Origin of the sequence: Pseudomonas sp. B21-017 (genome assembly GCF_024749245.1) — a bacterium.
Classification (GTDB): domain Bacteria; phylum Pseudomonadota; class Gammaproteobacteria; order Pseudomonadales; family Pseudomonadaceae; genus Aquipseudomonas.
In genome coordinates this window covers 6,262,078-6,282,691 of the sequence record NZ_CP087194.1, presented here as the reverse complement: position 1 = coordinate 6,282,691, position 20,614 = coordinate 6,262,078, and the positions used below count along the sequence as shown (strand labels likewise).

General features: G+C 60.5%; 22 protein-coding genes. 15 read left to right on the top strand and 7 right to left on the bottom strand.

The features are described from left to right. Window positions 1-4: 4 nt before the first annotated feature. Window positions 5-178, bottom strand: a complete 174-nt coding sequence (gene lptM, locus LOY28_RS28655) for an LPS translocon maturation chaperone LptM (protein ID WP_007941283.1) — start codon at window positions 176-178, stop codon at window positions 5-7. Between the two features lie 238 nt (window positions 179-416). On the opposite strand from lptM, the gene cyaY reads away from it, so the two are divergent. From cyaY to rnk, 3 genes are all read left to right on the top strand, one after another. Next, window positions 417-749 carry an iron donor protein CyaY gene (gene cyaY, locus LOY28_RS28650; protein ID WP_018927535.1) on the top strand — a complete coding sequence of 111 codons (333 nt, stop codon included), beginning with the start codon at window positions 417-419 and terminating at the stop codon, window positions 747-749. Between the two features lie 4 nt (window positions 750-753). Continuing rightward, entirely contained in the window at window positions 754-972 is a 219-nt protein-coding gene (locus LOY28_RS28645) for a DUF1289 domain-containing protein (RefSeq protein WP_258612833.1), read from the top strand. A gap of 244 nt (window positions 973-1,216) precedes the next feature. Continuing rightward, window positions 1,217-1,627 (top strand): nucleoside diphosphate kinase regulator, encoded by a 411-nt coding sequence (gene rnk / locus LOY28_RS28640; protein ID WP_007941285.1) that lies wholly within the window; start codon window positions 1,217-1,219, stop codon window positions 1,625-1,627. Window positions 1,628-1,632: 5 nt separating this feature from the next. Here rnk and LOY28_RS28635 read toward each other — a convergent pair whose 3' ends face one another. The 3 genes from LOY28_RS28635 to LOY28_RS28625 all read right to left on the bottom strand — a co-directional run bounded on the left by LOY28_RS28635 (window position 1,633) and on the right by LOY28_RS28625 (window position 5,393). Then, entirely contained in the window at window positions 1,633-4,479 is a 2,847-nt protein-coding gene (locus tag LOY28_RS28635) for a class I adenylate cyclase (RefSeq protein WP_258612832.1), read from the bottom strand. Window positions 4,480-4,686: 207 nt separating this feature from the next. After that, window positions 4,687-4,932: a TIGR02647 family protein gene (locus LOY28_RS28630; RefSeq protein WP_007894898.1), complete on the bottom strand. Its 246-nt coding sequence runs from the start codon at window positions 4,930-4,932 to the stop codon at window positions 4,687-4,689. 176 nt (window positions 4,933-5,108) lie between these two features. Then, on the bottom strand, window positions 5,109-5,393 hold the full coding sequence (locus LOY28_RS28625) for a hypothetical protein (protein ID WP_018927538.1): 285 nt from the start codon (window positions 5,391-5,393) through the stop codon (window positions 5,109-5,111). A gap of 125 nt (window positions 5,394-5,518) precedes the next feature. Between LOY28_RS28625 and LOY28_RS28620 the strand changes: the two genes are divergently transcribed. Next, a complete protein-coding gene (locus LOY28_RS28620) occupies window positions 5,519-6,178 on the top strand; it encodes a glutathione S-transferase family protein (RefSeq protein ID WP_258612831.1) in 660 nt (219 codons plus the stop codon). A gap of 108 nt (window positions 6,179-6,286) precedes the next feature. Here LOY28_RS28620 and argH read toward each other — a convergent pair whose 3' ends face one another. Beyond that, window positions 6,287-7,681 carry an argininosuccinate lyase gene (argH, locus tag LOY28_RS28615; protein WP_086944357.1) on the bottom strand — a complete coding sequence of 465 codons (1,395 nt, stop codon included), beginning with the start codon at window positions 7,679-7,681 and terminating at the stop codon, window positions 6,287-6,289. Between the two features lie 462 nt (window positions 7,682-8,143). Between argH and LOY28_RS28610 the strand changes: the two genes are divergently transcribed. From LOY28_RS28610 to LOY28_RS28580, 7 genes are all read left to right on the top strand, one after another. Then, the gene (locus LOY28_RS28610; protein WP_064621063.1) at window positions 8,144-8,890 is read left to right on the top strand and encodes a LytTR family DNA-binding domain-containing protein; all 747 of its coding nucleotides are present in this window, start codon (window positions 8,144-8,146) and stop codon (window positions 8,888-8,890) included. A 136-nt stretch (window positions 8,891-9,026) separates the two neighbouring features. Continuing rightward, window positions 9,027-9,968 carry a hydroxymethylbilane synthase gene (gene hemC, locus LOY28_RS28605; protein ID WP_018927542.1) on the top strand — a complete coding sequence of 314 codons (942 nt, stop codon included), beginning with the start codon at window positions 9,027-9,029 and terminating at the stop codon, window positions 9,966-9,968. Continuing rightward, window positions 9,965-10,732 (top strand): uroporphyrinogen-III synthase, encoded by a 768-nt coding sequence (locus LOY28_RS28600; protein ID WP_018927543.1) that lies wholly within the window; start codon window positions 9,965-9,967, stop codon window positions 10,730-10,732. The genes hemC and LOY28_RS28600 overlap by 4 nt, the downstream gene beginning before the upstream one ends. Before the next feature lie 16 nt (window positions 10,733-10,748). Next, a complete protein-coding gene (locus tag LOY28_RS28595) occupies window positions 10,749-11,903 on the top strand; it encodes a uroporphyrinogen-III C-methyltransferase (protein ID WP_018927544.1) in 1,155 nt (384 codons plus the stop codon). Further along, window positions 11,900-13,138 (top strand): heme biosynthesis protein HemY, encoded by a 1,239-nt coding sequence (locus LOY28_RS28590; protein ID WP_018927545.1) that lies wholly within the window; start codon window positions 11,900-11,902, stop codon window positions 13,136-13,138. Before LOY28_RS28595 ends, LOY28_RS28590 begins: the two co-directional genes overlap by 4 nt. A 361-nt stretch (window positions 13,139-13,499) precedes the next feature. Next, window positions 13,500-14,051 carry a disulfide bond formation protein B gene (locus LOY28_RS28585; protein ID WP_018927546.1) on the top strand — a complete coding sequence of 184 codons (552 nt, stop codon included), beginning with the start codon at window positions 13,500-13,502 and terminating at the stop codon, window positions 14,049-14,051. Between the two features lie 178 nt (window positions 14,052-14,229). Beyond that, window positions 14,230-14,700, top strand: coding sequence for an Rsd/AlgQ family anti-sigma factor (locus tag LOY28_RS28580; protein WP_018927547.1), 471 nt, complete (start codon window positions 14,230-14,232; stop codon window positions 14,698-14,700). A gap of 61 nt (window positions 14,701-14,761) precedes the next feature. Here the strand turns inward: LOY28_RS28580 and LOY28_RS28575 are convergent, their stop codons facing one another. Next, window positions 14,762-15,427 (bottom strand): FKBP-type peptidyl-prolyl cis-trans isomerase, encoded by a 666-nt coding sequence (locus LOY28_RS28575; protein WP_018927548.1) that lies wholly within the window; start codon window positions 15,425-15,427, stop codon window positions 14,762-14,764. 192 nt (window positions 15,428-15,619) lie between these two features. Here LOY28_RS28575 and LOY28_RS28570 point away from each other — a divergent pair, with 192 nt between their 5' ends. Continuing rightward, window positions 15,620-16,783, top strand: coding sequence for an AlgP family protein (locus LOY28_RS28570; RefSeq protein WP_064621057.1), 1,164 nt, complete (start codon window positions 15,620-15,622; stop codon window positions 16,781-16,783). Here the strand turns inward: LOY28_RS28570 and LOY28_RS28565 are convergent. After that, window positions 16,780-17,244 (bottom strand): TIGR02444 family protein, encoded by a 465-nt coding sequence (locus tag LOY28_RS28565; protein ID WP_258612830.1) that lies wholly within the window; start codon window positions 17,242-17,244, stop codon window positions 16,780-16,782. The genes LOY28_RS28570 and LOY28_RS28565 overlap by 4 nt on opposite strands. Before the next feature lie 50 nt (window positions 17,245-17,294). Between LOY28_RS28565 and LOY28_RS28560 the strand changes: the two genes are divergently transcribed. The 3 genes from LOY28_RS28560 to LOY28_RS28550 all read left to right on the top strand — a co-directional run bounded on the left by LOY28_RS28560 (window position 17,295) and on the right by LOY28_RS28550 (window position 20,545). Then, the gene (locus LOY28_RS28560; protein ID WP_018927551.1) at window positions 17,295-19,205 is read left to right on the top strand and encodes an ATP-binding cassette domain-containing protein; all 1,911 of its coding nucleotides are present in this window, start codon (window positions 17,295-17,297) and stop codon (window positions 19,203-19,205) included. After that, a complete protein-coding gene (locus LOY28_RS28555; protein WP_258612829.1) occupies window positions 19,205-19,795 on the top strand; it encodes a mechanosensitive ion channel family protein in 591 nt (196 codons plus the stop codon). Before LOY28_RS28560 ends, LOY28_RS28555 begins: the two co-directional genes overlap by 1 nt. A 117-nt stretch (window positions 19,796-19,912) precedes the next feature. Further along, on the top strand, window positions 19,913-20,545 hold the full coding sequence (locus tag LOY28_RS28550; protein ID WP_018927553.1) for a LysE family transporter: 633 nt from the start codon (window positions 19,913-19,915) through the stop codon (window positions 20,543-20,545). The last annotated feature ends 69 nt before the right edge of the window (window positions 20,546-20,614 follow it).

Below are 20,614 nucleotides of genomic sequence, written 5' to 3'. Positions count from 1 at the left end.
TCCCTTATTGGTAGACGTCGTGTTTGTGTGCTTTCGACGGAGACTGTTGCGACGACTTGGCCTGCTCTGCAGGATCCTGGCTGTCATCGGGCAGGTACAGCGGGCCTTTTTGACCACAGGCCGATACCAGGCAGGCAACCGCGACGAGCGCAGCAAGGGAAGAGATCAGGCGCTTCATGGCGAAATCCTTGAAAATGCGTTAATTGCGCCGGAGTATACCGGCCACCCGGCAGCTTGCCTATGTGACGCGGCTCCCGTCCGGCGGGCCTTTGACTGTGGCGCAGTAACTTGTCCTGCGTTGCGCAGGGATATTTCGTACCGCACCTCGTCCTTGGTGGTTATTCTTTGCAATCATCGGGGCTCGCCCGTATCTTGCGGCGCTTGAGCGTGAGTAGACACTTTTTGAGGTTCCCGTAATGAGTTTGACTGAAGCCCGTTTTCACGACCTGGTCGATGCCACCCAGCAGACGCTGGAGGATATTTTCGATGAGAGTGACCTGGATATCGATCTGGAGAGCTCGGCCGGTGTGCTCACCGTCAAGTTTGAAAACGGCAGCCAGTTGATCTTCAGTCGCCAGGAGCCGTTGCGGCAATTGTGGTTGGCGGCGGTGTCCGGCGGTTTCCACTTCGACTATGACGAAGAGAGCAAGCGCTGGATGTGTGACAAGAGCGACGAGCAACTGGGTGAGATGCTCGAGCGCATCGTCAAGCAGCAAGCCGACGTCGAACTCGATTTCGAAGGTCTGTGAGATCGTGACCCAGCCTGCGCCCGTTCGCCCGCCCAAACCGCTCTATAGCAACGTCAGCCCGGCAGTGCCTTCGCCGTGCAGCGGTGTGTGCCGGCTGGATGAGCAGAAGGTTTGCCTGGGGTGTTTTCGGCATGTCGAAGATATCCGCGAATGGCGCTCGGCCGATGATGAGCGGCGGCGGGTGATTTGTGCGCAGGCTGTACAACGCAAGATCTTGTCTTAAGGGCTTTTGTGGCGAAGGAGCTTGCTCCCGCTCGGGTGCGAAGCAGCCGCAAGGTTTTTAGGGCCACTCCGCGCCCCAGCGGGAGCAATGGTCAGCGCTGGGCCGTGGTCGCCCCCGGCTTGTTTATTTATTGAGCTGTGATAGTGTCCAGATACGCCTCAACCCATCGAGGCTCGTGAAAACCCCGCCTTTTTCTGGCGGGGTTTTGCTTTTTTCGTGCAGAAGAAAGGAGTCTGCCCTGATCATGACCGCACCTTCCATCACCCTTACCCGTCTGGACGTGCAACGTCTGGAGCGCCTGATCGACAGCCTGGATGACTCGCTGCCGGGCGTTATCGCGCTGCAAACCGAACTGGATCGCGCCGATACCCTGGTCGGTCACGAAGAGGTGCCGGCCGATGTCGTGACCATGAATTCTAAAGTGCATTGCCGCGAAGAAAGCAGTGGCAAGGACTACCACCTGACCCTGGTCTACCCCAAGGATGCCAACGCCGACGAAGGCAGGATTTCCATTCTGGCGCCGGTGGGCAGTGCGTTGCTCGGCCTGAAGGTTGGCCAGCACATCGACTGGCCGGCACCGGGTGGCAAGACCCTCAAACTGACCCTGCTGGAAGTTGAATCGCAGCCTGCCAATGGCGGCGCGTTCCCGGAATGAACCCCTCAGACCTGCTCGAGCGCCTCGTTCAATGCGCGCTCCAGGTCGGCCTTGTAGCGCAAATACAGATTGCTTGAACTCTGACCATCACCGAGCAGGCCCGACAGGTCCAGGTCGGTGATGTAGCAGCGATAGCGTTCGGTCTCGCGGCGCTGTTCGACGATTTCCCGGGCGACCACGCTGAACAGTTGGTCGCCATGTTCCAGCTCTGAAAATTCCCGCTGATTGCAATACAGCGTGACTTGCACCTGTCCTGGTGCGGCTTTGCCGACGATCGCCTGCACGTCATAGAACGGTTTGTTGACCGGGGTTTGCGGCGCCGGTCGGGCTTCGACCCGACGCGCCCGCGCGGAGCCTGAAGGCAATAACTGGTAATACAAAGTCTCCAGGCTCAGCGGCTGGGCGGCGTCCATCGGTAGCAAGGCGTCGCGCCGGTACTGGATCGATTGCAGAAAACGTTGCAGCGGCACCAGCAGGCTTTGTTCGTCGTGATAGGGCAAGCGTTGTTGCCACAAGGCATTGAACTCATCCAGTACGTACAGATCGGCCTGGTGTTCGTTGATCCGGTAGAACACCTGAACGCAGTCGGGTTGCCCCATGGGCAGGATCAGCGCCAGGTCGTGGTCTTCCAGTGCCATCGGGTCCAGATGCAGCGGGCTGTAGCTGGCCAGCTCTTCGCCAAGGTAGTCAAACAGCGCCGGCAGCGTGGCGAGGGCAACGTGATTGACCTGGCCGGGCACCAGCTCCAGCACGTGGTAATGCTGCTGGACCTGAATCAGGTAGCGATGATTGAGTTTGCTCAGCAGCAGGTTTTGCGCGGTATCGAGAACTTCTTCGACTCGTCGGGCTATGAATTGCGCGCGGTTGTGGCAGAAGCAACGTACCCGCAGCTTGGGCTGCTGTGGCCCGTCCGGCAGGTTGTTGAGGTAATCGCGCAGGCAGTCGAGCAGGGCATGGGGACCGTCAAAGCGGCTGACCAGCACCTCGTTCCAGCTGTTTAGCGTGACCTGATCCAGGGTCAGCACCAGATTTTCCCGCACGCCGGCGTAGCTCAGGGAATCGGTGCGCTCGGTGGTCATCAGGATGTTCATGTCGCGATGGTGCTTGAGCGGATCGACGCCGACGTTCACCAGAATCAGTATTTCGCTCGGCACGCTGGCGCGCAGCAAAGGCTCTTCGGCGACGGTGGTCAGGGGCAGGGCGATGCTTTGCTGCAGGCTGCCGAGCAGGTTGAACAGTTCGAACTCGCTCAAGTCGCTGGTGCCGGGGTGCAGGGCCAGGCGGGTGCTGCTGTCGATCACGCCGTTACGGTGACACCAGGTGAGCAGTTCGAGTAACTGGCGGCTGCGCTTGATCGGCGCGAAATGCTCCCACTCATGAACGGTCAGGCTGCCGTTGTACAAACCCCATTGGGTTTGCCCCGGCTCTCTCTTGTTCGGGGCCTGCACCAGCGTCAGAGTGTCTTCGGCCAGATCGGGGGCGATGCCCGGGTTGATGCATTCGACCTTGTCTGCCTTGCGCTCGAAGGCCGCGTACAACCGCCGGCCCAGCACATTGAGGTCGCGCTTGTTGATCAGGCTGACGGTCTGCTCGTTACGGGCAAACTGTGTCAGGAAGCGGTAGCTGTAATTCAGTTCGCCGACCAAGGCACGGCGCTCGGCGCTGACCTGGCGGACTTTCCACTGGCTGCGGCTGTCGAGCAACGCCAACTGACGCTGATCCCAATGCCATTCGTGGGCCAGACGTTCGAGCAGCGAACGCTGCCAGCTCTGGGTGCGACCGCTGCTGCCGGTGAGCTTGCGATTGACCTTCAGGTACAGCGCACGACGTACCAGTTCGAGCCGCTCCGGTTCGCCCCGAGCCGTGAGGTATTCCTCGATGCGCCGGTAAACCACCATGTACGGGTCCAGTTCATCGAGGTCCAGTCGATTGGCAAACACCGCCTGTTTGAAACGCAGGCTCAGGCAGTGGACTTTCGGGTGTTCACTGGCGTAGACCTCGGTCAGCAGCAGTTTGAGCACTGATTTGTAGGGCGATTCGATGCCTTTGAACAGCTGCCAGAGCCCGGCACCGATGAACTCCCCGGGAGGGATGTACGCCAGATGCCCCAGGTCCAGGGTTTCGTCGGCACGGATGAAGCGTTTGGAAAGCAGCGTGTGGGTGTAACGGTCGTACGCAGCCTCTTCGTAGACCGGCACCAGCCACCAGATGGGGGTGCGTCCGGCCAGCCAGATCGCGGTTCGATAGAACTCGTCCAGCAGCAGATAGTGCTGGGTGGTGCCACAGTCTTCCGAGCTCAACTGCGTATCGCGCTCGCCGAGCACGAAGCGGGCCGGGTCGATCAGGAAAAAGTGCGCCTCGGCGCCCTGGCTGGCGGCCCAGACTTCCAGCAACTGGCATTTCTTGCGCAGTTCAGCGAGCTCGCTTTCGCTCAGGTCCGGCCCATGACAGACCCACACGTCCATGTCGCTCTGATCAGCCTGGGCCAGAGTGCCGAGGCTGCCCATCAGGAACAGGCCGTGAATGGGGCGCGGCGGATTGCTGCCGTGGCGCGGTTTGTAGGAAAACGAGCGGGTCAGGCGTTGGGCTTCGGCGAGGGTGTTGGTGTCGGGGTCGTAATTCGACAGGCCGGCCGGGGTGCTACCCGAAACGTAACCCGGCAATAGCGGATGATTGACGTGGAAAAACAGCGGCAGCAGGGTCAGCACCGTTTGCTGGCGGGTCGACAACCCTTCCATCGCACGGGCCATGCGACCCTCGTTGAGCTTCAGGAAACGGGCGCGCAGCTGGCTGAGAACCTTGCGATCGATTCCCTCGTCCAGATCGGGGCGGATTTCATGGGTGCGGGTCATGTCAGCTCAATCCGGCTCGCGGGGCTCGGACATAGGAGGGCTCAGGGTGAGGGGCAGTTTAGCGCCTCGGCCCCGGGACTTTTAAGCTGATTTTGTTTTCCTGGCGTCAGATTTCTATCGTTTGGCGACGGCAGGTAACAGGGCCAGTCATCAAGTGTGCCCGCGGAAATCCCGTGACAGAGCTTTCCGTGGGCTATGCAGTGATGCTCAGGCTGTTTCCCGCACGGACAGAATGGTGAGAACGGTTTGCACGTTTTGTGCGGCGTCACGCCCCAGGCTGGTCAGATAACCGCCATCGGGCTGGGTGATCAATTCTTTGTCGAACAGTCTTTGTGCGGCGGCAATGGCTTTCGGGGCAGCGGTCTGATGAATTTTCAAACCTTCCTGGGAACTGTCCAGGTTGAAGAGTGCGAGGATTTCCAGTTCGGCAACCAACTCAGGGGTAAGCGACATAAGGACTCCAGACTTTCTAGGAATTAGACGATAGCGTCCCTAAGGTGAACCCGTCGGTGAGGCATGTCCAGTGCTGGCAACAGGGTTTTTCTCCCCCAGAGGCATTCCTCGGAAGGTGGTACGGACAGCGGGGGTGGTTTCTGTAGGAGCGAGCGCGCTCCTACAGGGGGGCGGGGTTATTGCTTTTCCGGCGGCAACTCTGGCAGTGCGCGCAGCGCCGTTTCATACCATTCGGTGTCGAATGCACGGTCCTCATCGAGCATGGCGTCGATCTCGTAGGCCAGCACATGGGCCATCAGGTTGAGGATTTCTTCACGCTCGTAACCCACCAGGGTCAGCTTGTTGAAGGTTGCCTTGGCCGCTGGCGGGTTGTCGCTTTCGATCTGGTTTTCGATTGCTTCGATCAGCGTCGTTTCGGCGAATTCTTCTTCGTCGTTGTCGATGTCGTTTGGCTCGCTCATGGCAGGCTCCTCAAGGAAAGGCGGCCAGTTTACCTGCATTCAGCATTGTGATGCTGCTGGCAAGAAGTGCCTGGGCGTTCTATAACTGGCGCTGCCAACCCCCTGCACGGCCTGGAGGCTATGTAATGCTCAAGCTTTATGGATTTTGCGTCAGCAACTATTACAACATGGTCAAGCTGGCGTTGCTGGAGAAGGGACTGCCGTTTGAGGAAGTACCGTTTTACCCAGGCACCAGCCCCGAGGCGCTGGCCATCAGCCCGCGCGGCAAGGTTCCGGTACTGGGCGTCGAGCAAGGTTTCGTCAACGAAACCAGCGTGATTCTCGAGTACCTCGAGCAGAGTCAGAAAGGCACACCGCTGCTGCCGAGCGAACCCTTCGAGCGAGCGCAGGCGCTGGCTTTGGCCAAGGAAATCGAGTTGTACATCGAACTGCCAGCGCGAGCCTGCTACCCCGAAGCGTTTTTCGGCATGTCAGTGCCGGAAGCGATCAAGGACAAGACCAAGGCCGAGTTGCTGCTGGGGTTCGCCTCACTGGGCAGGCACGGCAAGTTCGCCCCTTACGTGGCGGGCGACCGTCTCAGCATTGCGGATTTGTATTTCCTGTACAGCGTGCCGATGGCTTGTGCCGTGGCGCAGAAGCTGTTCGATATTGATCTGCTGGCTGAGATGCCGGCGGCCAGGGCGCTGCTGGAGCGTCTGGGGCAGAATCCGAACGTGCAGCGAATTGCGGCAGACAAGGGCGCAGCAATGCCCGCGTTTCTGGAGATGATCGCGTCGAAGAAATAGATTGTGTAACGATCTTGAGAATACCTTTGCGGGCAAGGCTCGCGCCTGAGGGAGTCTGGTCCCCTGTAGGCGCGAGCGATGCGGCGATCCGACTTGCCCGCGAAGCTTTTAACGGCTGGCGAGTAGTGCCTGACCGCGAGCCACGGCAGCCTTGACCTGTGCCGGCGCGGTTCCGCCGATATGGTCACGGGCATTCACCGAACCTTCCAGGGTCAGCACGGCAAACACGTCCTGCTCGATCTGGTCGCTGAACTTGCGCAGTTCTTCCAGGCTCATTTCCGCCAGGTCCTTGCCGCTGTCTACGCCGTACTTCACCGCGTGGCCAACGATCTCGTGGCAATCACGGAACGGCAAGCCGCGGCGTACCAGGTAGTCGGCCAGGTCGGTGGCGGTCGAGAAACCGCGCAGGGCCGCTTCGCGCATCATCGCGTGCTTGGGCTTGATCGCCGGGATCATGTCGGCGAAGGCCCGCAGCGAGTCGCGCAGAGTGTCGGCGGCGTCGAACAGCGGTTCCTTGTCTTCCTGGTTGTCCTTGTTGTAGGCCAGGGGCTGGCCTTTCATCAGGGTCAGCAGGCCCATCAGCGCGCCAAATACCCGGCCAGTCTTGCCGCGAACCAGCTCCGGCACGTCCGGGTTTTTCTTTTGCGGCATGATCGAGCTACCGGTGCAGAAACGGTCCGGCAGATCGATGAACTGGAACTGCGCACTGGTCCACAGCACGAGCTCTTCGGAGAACCGCGACAAGTGCATCATCGCGATGCTCGCGGCCGAGCAGAACTCGATGGCGAAGTCGCGATCGGACACGTTGTCCAGGGAGTTGCCGCCAACAGCGTCGAAGCCCAGCAACTTCGCGGTGTACTCGCGGTCGATCGGGTAAGTGGTGCCAGCCAGCGCAGCACTGCCCAGCGGCATGCGGTTGGTACGCTTGCGGCAGTCCACCAGGCGCTCGTAGTCGCGGCTGAGCATTTCGAACCAGGCCAGCATGTGGTGCCCGAAAGTCACCGGCTGCGCGGTTTGCAGGTGGGTGAAGCCTGGCATGATGCTGCCGGCTTCGCGCTCGGCTTGCTCCAGCAAGCCTTTTTGCAGGCGGGTGATCTCGGCCAGGATCAGGTCGATCTCGTCACGCAGCCACAGACGAATGTCGGTGGCGACCTGGTCGTTGCGGCTACGGCCGGTGTGCAGCTTTTTACCGGTCACGCCGATGCGGTCGGTCAGGCGCGCCTCGATGTTCATGTGCACGTCTTCGAGGTCGATGCGCCAGTCGAACTGGCCAGCCTCGATTTCACCCTGGATGGTCTTCAGGCCATCGATGATGCTGTCGCGCTCGGCATCGGTCAGCACGCCGACCTTGGCCAGCATCGTGGCGTGGGCGATCGAGCCCATGATGTCGTGGCGATACAGGCGCTGGTCGAAGGTGACGGAGGCGGTGAAGCGGGCAACGAAGGCGTCGACGGGTTCACTGAAGCGGCCGCCCCAGGACTGATTGGTCTTGTCAGTGCTCATGAATTCGCTCGTATCGGCTTGAAGAAAGATGGCGTGGAACGCTGACGCGGATAATAACAGGGTTGCCAATCCTGTCGCTGACACTGGTCGATACGTTTTTTTCTCATGGGGCGATCCATACTCGAAGCCAGCGATGCGCAAATTGCGCAACGATATTTCTCATTTGAGCAATATCGTCGCGGCAACCGTCTACAGTTGGACAGTAGGATCAGCGCACTTCTCGATGCTGCAGCTGACTATAGAGAGAAGAGGGGTGTTCATATTGTGTATCAGCAAACCTTATGGCGATGCCTCGCCAACGCGGGCCTGGGCCGTCAGTCACCCGGCAGATGAAAATTTAGCCGCCGGTCTTGCGGCACTTTTTGGCCCTCGCGCTAGTCTTAGCGTGGATCGCGGTGACGGACGTCACTTCACCTGTCTACGCTATCTTTGTGCGAGACTCACGCAGGAATCCAGCGCAATATGAATGTCCTGATCGTTGATGACGAACCCCTGGCCCGCGAGCGCCTGAGCCGAATGGTCGGCGAACTCGAGGGATACAACGTCCTGGAGCCCAGCGCCACGAATGGCGAAGAGGCGTTGGCACTGATCGACAGCCACAAGCCGGATATCGTACTGCTCGATATTCGCATGCCGGGCCTCGATGGCCTGCAAGTGGCGGCACGATTGTGCGAACGCGAAACCCCGCCCGCCGTGGTGTTTTGCACAGGGCCCGATGAATTTGCCTTGGAAGCCCTACAGGCCAGCGCCGTGGGCTATCTGGTGAAGCCAGTGCGCACAGAACAGTTACATGAAGCATTGAAAAAAGCCGAACGCCCCAATCGCATCCAGCTCGCCGCCTTGACTCGTCCCGCCGCCGAAACCGGCAGCGGCCCACGCAGCCATATCAGCGCCCGCACCCGTAAAGGTATTGAACTGATCCCGTTGGGCCAGGTGGTCTACTTTATTGCCGACCACAAGTACGTGACCTTGCGCCATGAAGGTGGCGAGGTGCTGCTGGATGAGCCACTCAAGGCCCTCGAAGACGAATTTGGCGACCGTTTCGTGCGGATCCACCGCAATGCACTGGTCGCCCGCGAACGCATTGAACGGCTGCAACGCACCCCCCTGGGGCATTTCCAGCTGTTTCTCAAAGGCCTGAACGGCGACGCCCTGATCGTCAGCCGACGCCATGTGGCCGGCGTGCGCAAAATGATGCAGCAGCTTTAATCCGCCATTCAGGGCGGATTTCTACCCTGTTTTAGGGCCTTGAGGGCCAGGGAGGCCATGCAGTTTCTGATACAAGTCAAAGTGGATTTGGCTGAGCTGTTATTATCCGCCGTATCTATTCAGTACGGATTGATCCATGTCCTCTCGCGAAATCCGCATCGCCACCCGCAAAAGTGCTCTCGCCCTGTGGCAGGCCGAATACGTCAAGGCTCGTCTGGAACAGGCCCATCCGGGCCTGCTCGTGACACTGGTGCCCATGGTCAGTCGCGGCGACAAGCTGCTCGATTCGCCCCTGTCGAAAATCGGCGGCAAGGGCCTGTTCGTCAAGGAGCTGGAAACCGCGCTGCTGGAAAACGAAGCCGACATCGCCGTGCACTCCATGAAGGACGTGCCGATGGACTTCCCCGAAGGCCTGGGTCTGTTCTGCATCTGCGAGCGCGAAGACCCGCGCGATGCATTTGTCTCCAATACCTTCGCCAGCCTGGATGAGTTGCCACCAGGCAGCATCGTCGGCACCTCCAGCCTGCGCCGCCAGGCTCAGTTGCTGACCCGTCGCCCGGATCTGGAAATCCGCTTCCTGCGTGGCAACGTCAACACGCGCCTGGCCAAGCTCGATGCCGGCGAATACGACGCCATCATCCTCGCCGCGGCGGGTTTGATTCGTCTGGGCTTCGAACACCGCATCACCTCGGCCATCAGTGTCGATGACAGCCTGCCGGCCGGAGGCCAGGGCGCGGTCGGTATCGAGTGCCGTAGCGCCGACACTGAGATTCATGCACTGCTCGCGCCGCTGCATCACCAGGATACGGCCATCCGCGTGACCGCTGAACGTGCCCTCAACAAACATCTGAATGGCGGCTGCCAGGTGCCGATCGCCTGCTACGCCGTGCTTGAAGGCGAGCAGATCTGGTTGCGTGGCTTGGTGGGCGATCCGAACGGCGGCCTGTTGCTCTGCGCCGAGGCCCGAGCGCCGCGCAGCGAGGCCGAGGCCCTGGGCGTGCAAGTGGCCGAAGACCTGCTGAGTCAGGGCGCCGACGCCATTCTCAAAGCAGTCTACGGCGAGGCTGGGCACGAGTGACTGGCTGGCGCCTGCTGCTGACGCGCCCTGCGGATGAATCGGCGGCGCTTGCCTGCGTGTTGGCTGACGCGGGGGTTTTCAGTAGCAGCTTGCCGCTTTTGGACATCGAGCCGATGCCGGCCTCTGCCACAATGCGCGCAGTGATTCAGGACCTGGATCACTATTGCGCGGTGATCGTGGTCAGTAAGCCGGCCGCCAGAATCGCTGTCGAGCTGCTCCACCAGCATTGGCCGCAACCGCCGGTTCTGACGTGGTTCAGCGTCGGCGCGGCAACGGCGCAGATCCTCGAGGCTAACGGGCTGGATGTGAGTTTCCCGGCCGACGGTGATGACAGCGAAGCCTTGCTTGAACTTCCACGATTGCGCGAGGCTATCGCCCGTCCCGATCCTCGGGTGTTGATCGTGCGTGGGGAGGGTGGGCGCGAGTTGCTGGCTGAGCGTTTGCGCGAGCTTGGTGCTAGTGTCGAGTATCTGGAGTTGTACCGACGCGGCTTACCGCAGTACCCACCGGCAGCGTTGCCTGAGCGGATCGAGGCGGAACGCTTGAACGGGCTGGTGGTCAGCAGTGGACAGGGTTTTGAGCACCTGCACCGATTGGCTGGCGATGCCTGGCCGATCATGGCGCGGTTGCCGTTGTTTGTTCCAAGCCCCAGGGTCGCCGAGCTGGCACGCGCCGCCGGGGCCCAAACAGTTGTGGATTGTCGTGGCGCCAGTGCCGCGGCCTTGCTGACGGCGTTACGGGAGCACCCCGTACCCGTTTTCTAATGCAAAGGATGGATACGTGAGCAAAACAGCCTTGCCTAAAGATGACGTCCAGCCGGTGCTCGATGCGCCGGTAGAAGCACCGGTTGTAACCGGGCCACCTGCTACTGAGCCGCGCCGAGGCAATGGGCTGGCAATCGTCGCGCTGCTGTTGGGCGCTGCCGGTGTTGCCGTGGGCGGTTGGGGAGTCTGGCAGGTGCGTCACCTGCAAGCCGATAACCTGCAACAGTTGAGTCAGGTACAGGCGTTGAACGATCAGGCGCAGAGCCTGAAGCTCAACGAGCAGCGTCTGACCGCTCGCCTCGAACAAATGCCTGCCGCCGAAGAGCTCGATGCGCGCAGTCGCTTGGTCACTCAACTTCAGGGCGATCAACAGCGTTTGAATCAACGCTTGGAAACCGTCCTCGGTGCCAGCCGCAAGGATTGGCGTCTGGCCGAGGCTGAGCATTTGCTGCGACTGGCCAGCCTGCGTCTGTCGGCGTTGCAGGACATCAGCAGTGCCCAGGCCCTGGTGCAGGGGGCTGATGAGATACTCCGTGAACAGAATGACCCGGGGGCTTTTGCCGCTCGCGAGCAAGTGGCCAAAACCCTGGTGGCCCTGCGCAGTACCGAACAGCCGGATCGCACCGGGTTGTTCCTGCGACTGGGTGCCTTGCGCGATCAAGTGATCAGCCTCACCGAACTGGCGCCCGAGTACAAGGACCGTGGCGAATCCCTGCTGGGCCTGACGGCCGATGGCGACGGCGCCAGTCGCTGGGCGCAATGGTGGGATCAGATCTCGCGTTACATCCGAATCGATTTCAACGCCGACAAGAATGTCCGTCCATTGCTGGCAGGGCAGAGCCTGAGCCAGGTGCGTCTGGCCCTGAGCCTGGCGCTGGAACAGGCGCAGTGGGCCGCGCTCAACGGTCAGGCTGCGGTTTACACTCAGGCGCTGACCGAGGCGCGGGACGTGCTCAAGGGTAACTTCAATCCGGACAACCCTCAGAGCAAGATCATGCTGGAGCAGGTGGCCGAGTTGAGCAAACAGCCAGTCACGGTGGTCACGCCGGATCTGACAGGCACGTTGAGCGCCGTCCAGGCTTACCTTGAGCGACGCAACGTCAACGCCGAGGACTCAGTGAAACCTCTGGGCAAACCTGCCGCGAGCACTGCGCAGGAGGCCACACCATGAAGCGTCTCTATGTGATCGTGTTCGTGGTCATCGCTGCCGCCGCCGCGTTGGGGCTGGCGATTGCCGAGCATTCCGGCTACGTGCTGATCGCCTACAAGAGCTTCCGTTACGAATCGAGCCTGTGGGCAACCCTGGCCTTGGTGGCCGTGCTGTGGCTGGTGTTCTGGGGCATCAAGGCGCTGGTCGAACTGGTGACAACTTCCGGTGGGGTGGTCAACCCATGGTCGCGGCGCAATCGCAGTCGACGGGTGCAAGTGGCGATCGAGCACGGCCAGCTGGATTTGGCCGAGGGCCGCTGGGCCAGTGCGCAGCGTCACCTGTATCGCGCGGCAGAAGCCGAACGTCAGCCGCTGCTCTACTACCTGGGTGCTGCCCGCGCCGCGAACGAACAAGGTCTCTACCAGGAAAGCGATAACTTGCTGGAGCGCGCTTTGGAGCGACAGCCCCAGGCCGAGCTGGCGATTGCCTTGAGTCATGCCCAATTGCAGACCGACCGCGGCGACACCGACGGCGCCCTGGTCACCCTGCAAGCCATGCACGAGCGTCATCCTCATAACGTCCAGACCCTGCGCCAGTTGCAACGCCTGCATCAGCAGCGGGGCGACTGGTCGGCAGTGATTCGCTTGCTGCCGGAGTTACGCAAGGACAAGGTGCTGCCGCCAGCCGAGCTGGCTGAACTGGAGCAACGCGCCTGGGGTGAGAATCTTTCGTTGGCGGCGCACCGGGAAGAGGACGGAACGGTCGGTTTGCAATCGCTCGCTCGTGCCTGGCAGCAGCTCACCGCCGCTCAGCGGCAGGAACCGCAACTGGTGCTCGCCTATGCCGAGCAACTGCGGCAACTGGGAGCGCAGGTCGAGGCCGAAGAGGTTCTGCGTACGGCTCTCAAGCGCAAATACGACAGTCATCTGGCACGCCTGTACGGTCTGGTTCGCGGTAGCGATCCGGCCAGACAGCTGCACACCGCTGAAGGTTGGCTCAAGGATCATCCGGCCGACCCGAGCCTGTTGCTGACGTTGGGCCGTTTGTGTCTGCAAAGCAGTCTGTGGGGCAAGGCCCGGGATTATCTGGAAAACAGTCTGCGTGTACAGCGTAATCCTGAAGCCTGCGCCGAACTGGCGCGGTTGCTGGCGCAATTGGGTGACACTGAACGCAGTAATCAGTTGTTCCAGGAGGGCTTGGGCCTGCTGGACGAGCGCTTGCTGTCGGCTCCGCTGCCGGTGCCGGCTCATGCTTGATGCCGGCCTGTAGCCGCTGCCGAAGGCTGCGTTCGGCTGCGCAGCAGTCGTAAATCAGGCGCCGCAGTCGGATCAGGTGAGTCGTGTTAAACCGACTACGACTGCTGCGCAGCCGAACGCCGGCTGCGCCAGCTGCTACAGGGGGAGTCGTTCGTCAGGGCAATCCAACCGCTCCGAGTCTGCCACTGTTTTTGAGTTGTGGTCCTGGTCTGGCAAAGTCCTACAGCGGACTACATCTTATCCTCTCGACTCTGTCGGGAATTCCCTACACTTCTGGTGAAGTGTCCGTGCTGGCCTGCCTTGAAAGGCTGCTGCGCTTTCCTCTACCGTAACCGCTTGTCTCTACAGTTACGGAAAAGCCATGTCTTTGGCCTGCTCACGCTCCTTGTTTTTCATGGTTTTCATTGCAGGTGCCCTGGCCTTGGGCGTTTCCTATTACCTGGAATATGCGGTCGGCCTCAAGCCTTGCGGGTTGTGCCTGTTGCAACGGGTTTGCCTAGCGCTGCTCACGGGTGTCTGCCTGATGGCTTCGGTGCAGGGGCCTGGTCGCTTCGGATCATTCCTGTATTGGTTACTGGGTCTGCTATGCAGTGTGGCGGGTACCGTCACGGCGTGGCGGCAGGTTGTGTTGCAGAGTGATCCGGTGCATCAGCTCTCGGCATGCTCGCCCAACCTGACTGATCTGTTTGCCAGTACGCCCTGGTTGTGTGCCTTGCAACGGTTGTTCAAGGGAACCGACGACTGCGCGGAAATTTCCTGGACGCTGTTCGACCTGAGTATCCCGGAATGGAGCCTGTTGTTCTTCGTTGCGATGATGATTCTGGGCGGGTATCAATTGCTGCGCCTTGTCTGGATCGCCTGTCAGCGACCGCTCAGCGGCGAGTCGTCGCACCGGGTATTGACGGGCGATTAAACACTTGTATGAACTTTATCTCCTGCGTACCTTGAAGCCATAGGCGCGCGGGCATAATCTGGCCCGCACGTATCATTGGAATTATGTTGCTCGTTGCTGTTCTACCTGACCCAGACCGGATGTGCCGAGTCTTGGTCAGGCGTAGAACGGCATGACCCATTAGGGAAGAGAGATCGCCATGTTAGATAGTTGTCAGAATGCTCAGGAACGCTGGGGTGGGGTTCATAAGCTCATTGACCGCTGGCTACAAGAGCGTGAAGAGTTGGTAAAGTCGTTCCACGACTTGCGAAATGCCAAACCGGCTTTCGCCGACAAGTCCTTGAACGGTCGGTTCTGCGAGATTCTTGTCGATTACGTTTCTGCCTGGCACTTCGAAGTGAGTGAGCATCTGGTCAATGAGGCCAAGGCCTTTGGCGACGATGGCGGCCTTGAACTGGCGGAGCAGATCAACCCGCGTATCGACGTGAGCACCGAGATGGCGCTGTCGTTCAATGATCATTGTCACAAGGGTGACTGCAATGACACCGAGCGTTTCGCCGAAGCGCTGGAAAAGCTGGGCAGCCAACTGCGTGAACGCTTCGAACTGGAAGATTGCCTGATCGAAGTGCTGCACACCGCCCACAAGGAAGAGAGTTCGGTTCAGGCCTGAACCCTTCCCGGCTAGACACTGAAAACGGTGCGCAATGCGCACCGTTTTTCGTTTCCGGCATTCAGCTTGTAGCACCACGCAATTCGACTTCGAATACCAGCGGCGTGAACGGCGCGATCAAGTCGCCGGCACCGTCGGCGCCATAGGCTTGCGCCGATGGAATTACCAGGCGCCATTTTGCGCCGACCGGCATATTTTGCAGCGCGCTACGCCAGCCGCTGATCACACTATCAAGACTGAACCACTGTGGCTGACTGTTCTGATCGAACACGGTGCCATCAGGTAGACGACCGATATACAGCACCTGGACTTTGCCGTTCGGTCCTGCCTTCGCGCCGGTTCCGGGAGCCAGCTCGGTCAGCAATACTCCATCTGCCAATTGACGGACGCCAGGTTTGGTTTTTTCCTCATCGAGAAAGCGCCGCTCTTTTTCGAGGGCAACTTCGCTTTGCGCGACGGCGGGTTGCTCGGCGACCTGGGCTTCGTGCTCGGCAAGAATCTGTTCGATCTGCTCGTCTTTCAGCGCTAGCGGCTTACCTTGGTAGGCTTGCTGCAAACCTTCGAGCAGTGCCTGAAGTTGCAGGTCCGGAACCTCCTGGCGCAAGCGTTCGCCAAGGCTCGCACCCAAGCTGTAAGCGAGATCGTGAGCGTCATTTGTGGTGGTTTTTTCGGCGGCCTGGACCACGGAAAAAAACATGCACAGCGATAAAAAAAGGTAGCGCGACATAGGCACTCTCCGACCTGAGATGCGCAGGATTATGCCAGTGTGAATGCTCTCGAAGGTGAACTGGTTTTGCGTAAGCGCAGAACATTTTTACTTCGTTGCAACGCAGCGCTTTCGATACTGTCAACATGCCCTAGCGGCGGTTGCAGCAGAGGTCTAGTATGAGCCGCATTCACGTCAGCCAGGAGGTAAACCATGTCGGCCACCAAGAAGCCAGTAAATACTCCGTTGCACTTACTCCAACAACTCTCGGGCAGCCTGCTCGAGCACTTGGAAAACGCTTGTTCCCAAGCCTTGGCTGATGCTGAAAAACTGCTCGCCAAACTGGAAAAGCAGCGCGGAAAAGCGCAGGAAAAACTGCATAAATCCCGCACCAAATTGCAGGACGCTGCGGCGGCCGGCAAAGCCAAGGCACAAGCCAAGGCCAAAGATGCGGTGAAAGAACTTGAGGACCTGCTCGACGCCCTCAAGGCTCGTCAGTCCGAAACTCGCAGCTACATCCTGCAACTCAAACGCGACGCTCAAGAAAGCCTGAAACTGGCCCAGGGTGTCGGTCGTGTCCAAGAGGCTGTCGGCAAGGCGTTGTCCCTGCGTTCGGCCAAGCCAGCCGCGGCACCTGCGAAGAAAGCCGCTGCCAAACCGGTTGCTGCAAAAGCACCGGCCAAGCCTGCTGCGGCTCCTGTTAAAAAAACCGCTGCCAAAGCACCGGTAAAAGCTGCAGCGAAACCAGCCGCAAAACCTGCGGCGAAAAAACCAGTCGCTGCCAGCGCTGCGAAACCAGCAGCTAAAACGACAGCTGCCAAACCTGCCGCTAAGCCAGTCGCTGCCAAAACAGCTGCCGCTAAACCCGCTGCGAAAACCACGGCTGCCAAACCCGCCGTGGCGAAAACTGCAGCTGCAAAACCGGCCGCTAAACCGGCCGCTAAACCAGCAGCCAAAACTGCCGCCAAACCTGTCGCGGCTAAAACCGCTGCAGCCAAGCCTGCTGCAAAACCGGCGGCGAAACCTGCTGCAAAAACTGCAGCCAAACCCGCCGCTAAACCGGCTGCCAAAACTGCTGCTGCGAAACCTGCCGTCGCTGCCAAGCCAGCCACTGCCGCCAAACCAGCTGTAGCGAAACCAGCAGCCAAACCTGCCGCTGCCAAACCGGCTGCAAAACCTGCCGCCAAGCCAGCAGCAAAACCTGCCGTGAAAAAGCCAGTCGTTGCTGCGAAGCCGACTGCCGCACCTGTCGCCAAGCCAGTAACCCCGGCCCCGGCTGCATCGGCTTCGCCGGCTCCGGTAGCCACTACCTCGACAGCTTCGCCTGCGCCAGCGGCATCGTCGAGCACCAGCACTACCCCAACCAGCGCTTCCTAAGTGCCGGTTACCGCGACGCGCAGCTGATGCAGCGCGTCGCGGCTCAGGTTGGCGGCGCCTGCTGCCATACCTTCCAGCCAGGCCGTTAGATCGGTCGCTTCACACTGCGGCCAACTCTGCGCCAAACGCTCCAGTCGCAACAGCAAATGCCTTTCGGCTTCCATCTCCAGTGTCTTCACTTGTTCGCGTAAATCATCCAGACCGGCATCCTCGCTGGCAGCGGCTTTCCATTGCTGGCGCAAGGTGCGCAACGGTTGCACGACATCCGCGTCCCAAGGCCCGGCTACATCGCGTAGCAGCTGCAGGCGTTGTTCGTTGCAGGCGACTCCACATTTCCCCAGCCACAATCCACAGAGCAGCAGGCACACATTCACACCCGCTGCCTGCAATTGCAGGCAGGCGTGTTCAACGCCGGGACGGGCGTAAGTGTCGAGGGAAAAGCTCCACAGGTCAGAGGACATAGTGCTACTCGCGCCAGTTGCGAGCGAAGCTGGTAGACTCCGCCGCCATTATGATTCGACTTCAGAACCTGACTTTACAGCGTGGCCCGCAACGTCTGCTAGAAGACGCCGAGCTGACCCTGCACGCCGGCCACAAAGCCGGCCTCATCGGTGCCAACGGCGCCGGCAAATCGAGCCTGTTCGCCTTGCTTCGGGGCGAACTGCACCCGGACTCGGGTGACTGCTTCCTGCCGGCCGACTGGCGCATCGCCCACATGCGCCAGGAGGTCGACACCCTCGAGCGCCTGGCGGTCGACTACGTGCTCGATGGCGACCTGCGCCTGCGTCAGGTGCAACGCGACCTGGCGGCGGCCGAAGCGGCCCATGACGGTGCCGCTCAGGCCCGCCTGCACTCGGAGCTCGACAGCGCCGATGGGTACACCGCCGATGCCCGGGCTCGCAAGCTATTGGCGGGCCTTGGGTTCACCAACGAGCAAATGGACCGGCAAGTAGGAGATTTCTCCGGTGGCTGGCGGATGCGTCTGAATCTGGCGCAGGCTTTGATGTGCCCCTCGGACCTGTTGCTGCTCGACGAACCGACCAACCACTTGGACCTCGACGCCATCATCTGGCTCGAAGAGTGGCTCAAAAGCTACCCCGGCACTTTATTGCTGATTTCCCACGACCGAGACTTCCTCGATGCCGTGGTCGATCACGTAGCTCACGTCGATCAACGCAAGATCACCCTGTATCGCGGCGGTTACACCGCGTTTGAACGGGCCCGTGCCGAACGTCTGGCACAGCAACAGCAGGCGTACGAGAAGCAACAGGCGCAACGTGCGCACATGGAAAGCTACATTGCCCGCTTCAAGGCCCAGGCCACCAAGGCCCGTCAGGCCCAGAGCCGGATCAAGGCGCTGGAGCGGATGGAAGAGCTGTCCGCCGCGCACGTCGATTCGCCGTTCGATTTCGTCTTTCGCGAATCGCAGAAAATCTCCAGCCCGCTGATCGATCTATCGGACGCTCGCTTGGGTTATGGCGAAAAAACCGTGCTGGAGAAGGTCAAGCTGCAACTGACCCCTGGCGCGCGGATCGGTTTGCTCGGCCCCAACGGTGCCGGTAAATCGACCCTGATCAAGAACCTCTCCGGTGAGCTCGAGCCATTGGCGGGCCGACTGACTCGGGGCGAGAACACCGTGGTCGGTTACTTCGCCCAGCATCAACTGGATTCCCTCGATTCCAAGGCCAGCCCGTTGCTGCACTTGCAGCGCCTGGCGCCAACCGAACGTGAGCAGACCCTGCGTGACTTCCTCGGTGGTTTCGACTTCCGGGGTGCACGTATCGATGAGCCGGTGTTGAATTTCTCCGGTGGCGAAAAGGCGCGACTGGCCCTGGCGCTGATCGCCTGGGGCCGGCCGAACCTGTTGCTGCTCGACGAACCGACCAACCACCTGGACCTGGAAATGCGCCTGGCGCTGACCATGGCCTTGCAGGAATTCAGTGGCGCGGTTCTGGTGGTCTCCCACGATCGTCATTTGCTTAAAAGCACCACCGACAATTTCTATCTGGTGGCAGACGGCAAGGTCGAGGAGTTCGACGGCGACCTGGAAGACTACACCCGTTGGCTGGTGGAGTACCGTCAGCGCAACGTGCCGGTCAGCAATACCCCGGTCAACCCGGACAAGACCGACAAGAAAGCCCAGCGCCAGGCCGCCGCCGCGTTGCGTCAGCAACTGGCACCGCACAAGCGCGAGGCCGACAAGCTCGAAGCCGAGTTGGGCAAGCTGCACGAGAAACTGGCGAAGATCGACGCCGGCCTCGGCGACAGCGATATTTACGAGCCGGCACGCAAGAACGAATTGCGTGATCTGCTGGCCGAGCAGGCCCGGCTGAAGGTGCGTGAAGCCGAGCTGGAAGAAGCCTGGATGGAAGCGCTCGAATTGCTCGAAAGCATGCAGGCGGAGCTGGAGGCGCTGTCTTGATGGAGGCCTTCAAGCTGCCGTTGCCGGCGATGTGGGTCGAGCCGCTCTGGCTGGTCGTGCAAATCCTACTGATCCTGCTGGCCGGCTATGTCGCTCAGCGCGTCGTCGCCAAATGCCTGACTCGCCTGGGCGAGCGCTACCCGTTCCCGCCGCAGTTCTTGATGCCGCTGCGCGGTGGTTTGCGTTGGCTGATCATGGGTAGCGCGCTGATCTTCGTGCTGGAGCGTCTTGGGGTGTCGGCCACGGTGCTCTGGACCGCGTTGTCCGGCTTCGTGGCGGTGGCTGCCGTGGCGTTTTTCGCCATGTGGAGCGTGCTGTCCAATCTGTTGTGCGCGATCCTGATCTTCACCGTCGGACCATTCCGAATCGGCGATGTGGTCGAGTTGGTGGACACCACCGACAAGACGGGCGTCAAGGGCCGGGTGGTGGCGATTAATCTGCTCTACACCACGCTGATCGAAGCCGAAGAGCTCGGTACCGGCAGTGCCATGGTGCAAGTGCCCAACAGCCTGTTCTTCCAGCGCTCGGTTCGACGCTGGCGCGGTACTGATGTATTTCCTTCAAACGGGTTCGAAAAGCAGGCTCGATAGGACGCTACCGCCGTCAACGCTGGTCGGCAGTCACTCTGTCCTGCAAAAAATCGGTAGTCATTGATCGTAAGGCGCATTAGCTTAGACGTTTGTCACGAGTCTGAGTCGAGGTGTGCAATGCTGCTTCAAACATGGCTGGCATTTTTTGCCGCCTGCTGGGTGATCAGTCTTTCCCCCGGTGCCGGCGCCATTGCGTCGATGTCCAGCGGCCTGCGCTACGGTTTCTGGCGCGGTTACTGGAACGCCCTGGGTCTGCAACTGGGCCTGGCGTTGCAAATTGCGATTGTCGCTGCCGGTGTCGGTGCGATCCTCGCGGCCTCCGCCACTGCCTTTTATGCGATCAAATGGTTCGGCGTGGCTTACCTGGTCTACCTCGCGGTCAAGCAATGGCGCGCGCTGCCCAATGAGATGAGCGACGACGCTGCCATTCGGCAGATCGGCAAGCCGATGGCGCTGGTGTTCCGCGGTTTTCTAGTGAACGTCAGCAACCCCAAGGCTTTGGTGTTCATGCTCGCGGTGCTGCCGCAATTCATCGATCCCCATGCGCCGCTAGTGGCCCAGTACCTGATCCTCGGCGTGACCATGATCTGTGTCGACCTGATCGTCATGGCCGGCTACACCGGGCTGGCGGCCAAGGTCCTGCGTTTGTTGCGCACGCCCAGGCAGCAGAAACGCATGAACCGCACTTTTGCCGGGCTGTTCATCGGTGCGGCGGCATTCATGGCGACTTTGCGCAAAGCAGCGACATAAAGCTTCAGGCACAAAAAAGGCGACCTATCGAGGTCGCCTTTTTCATTACTACAGAGTGGCCAGTCTGAG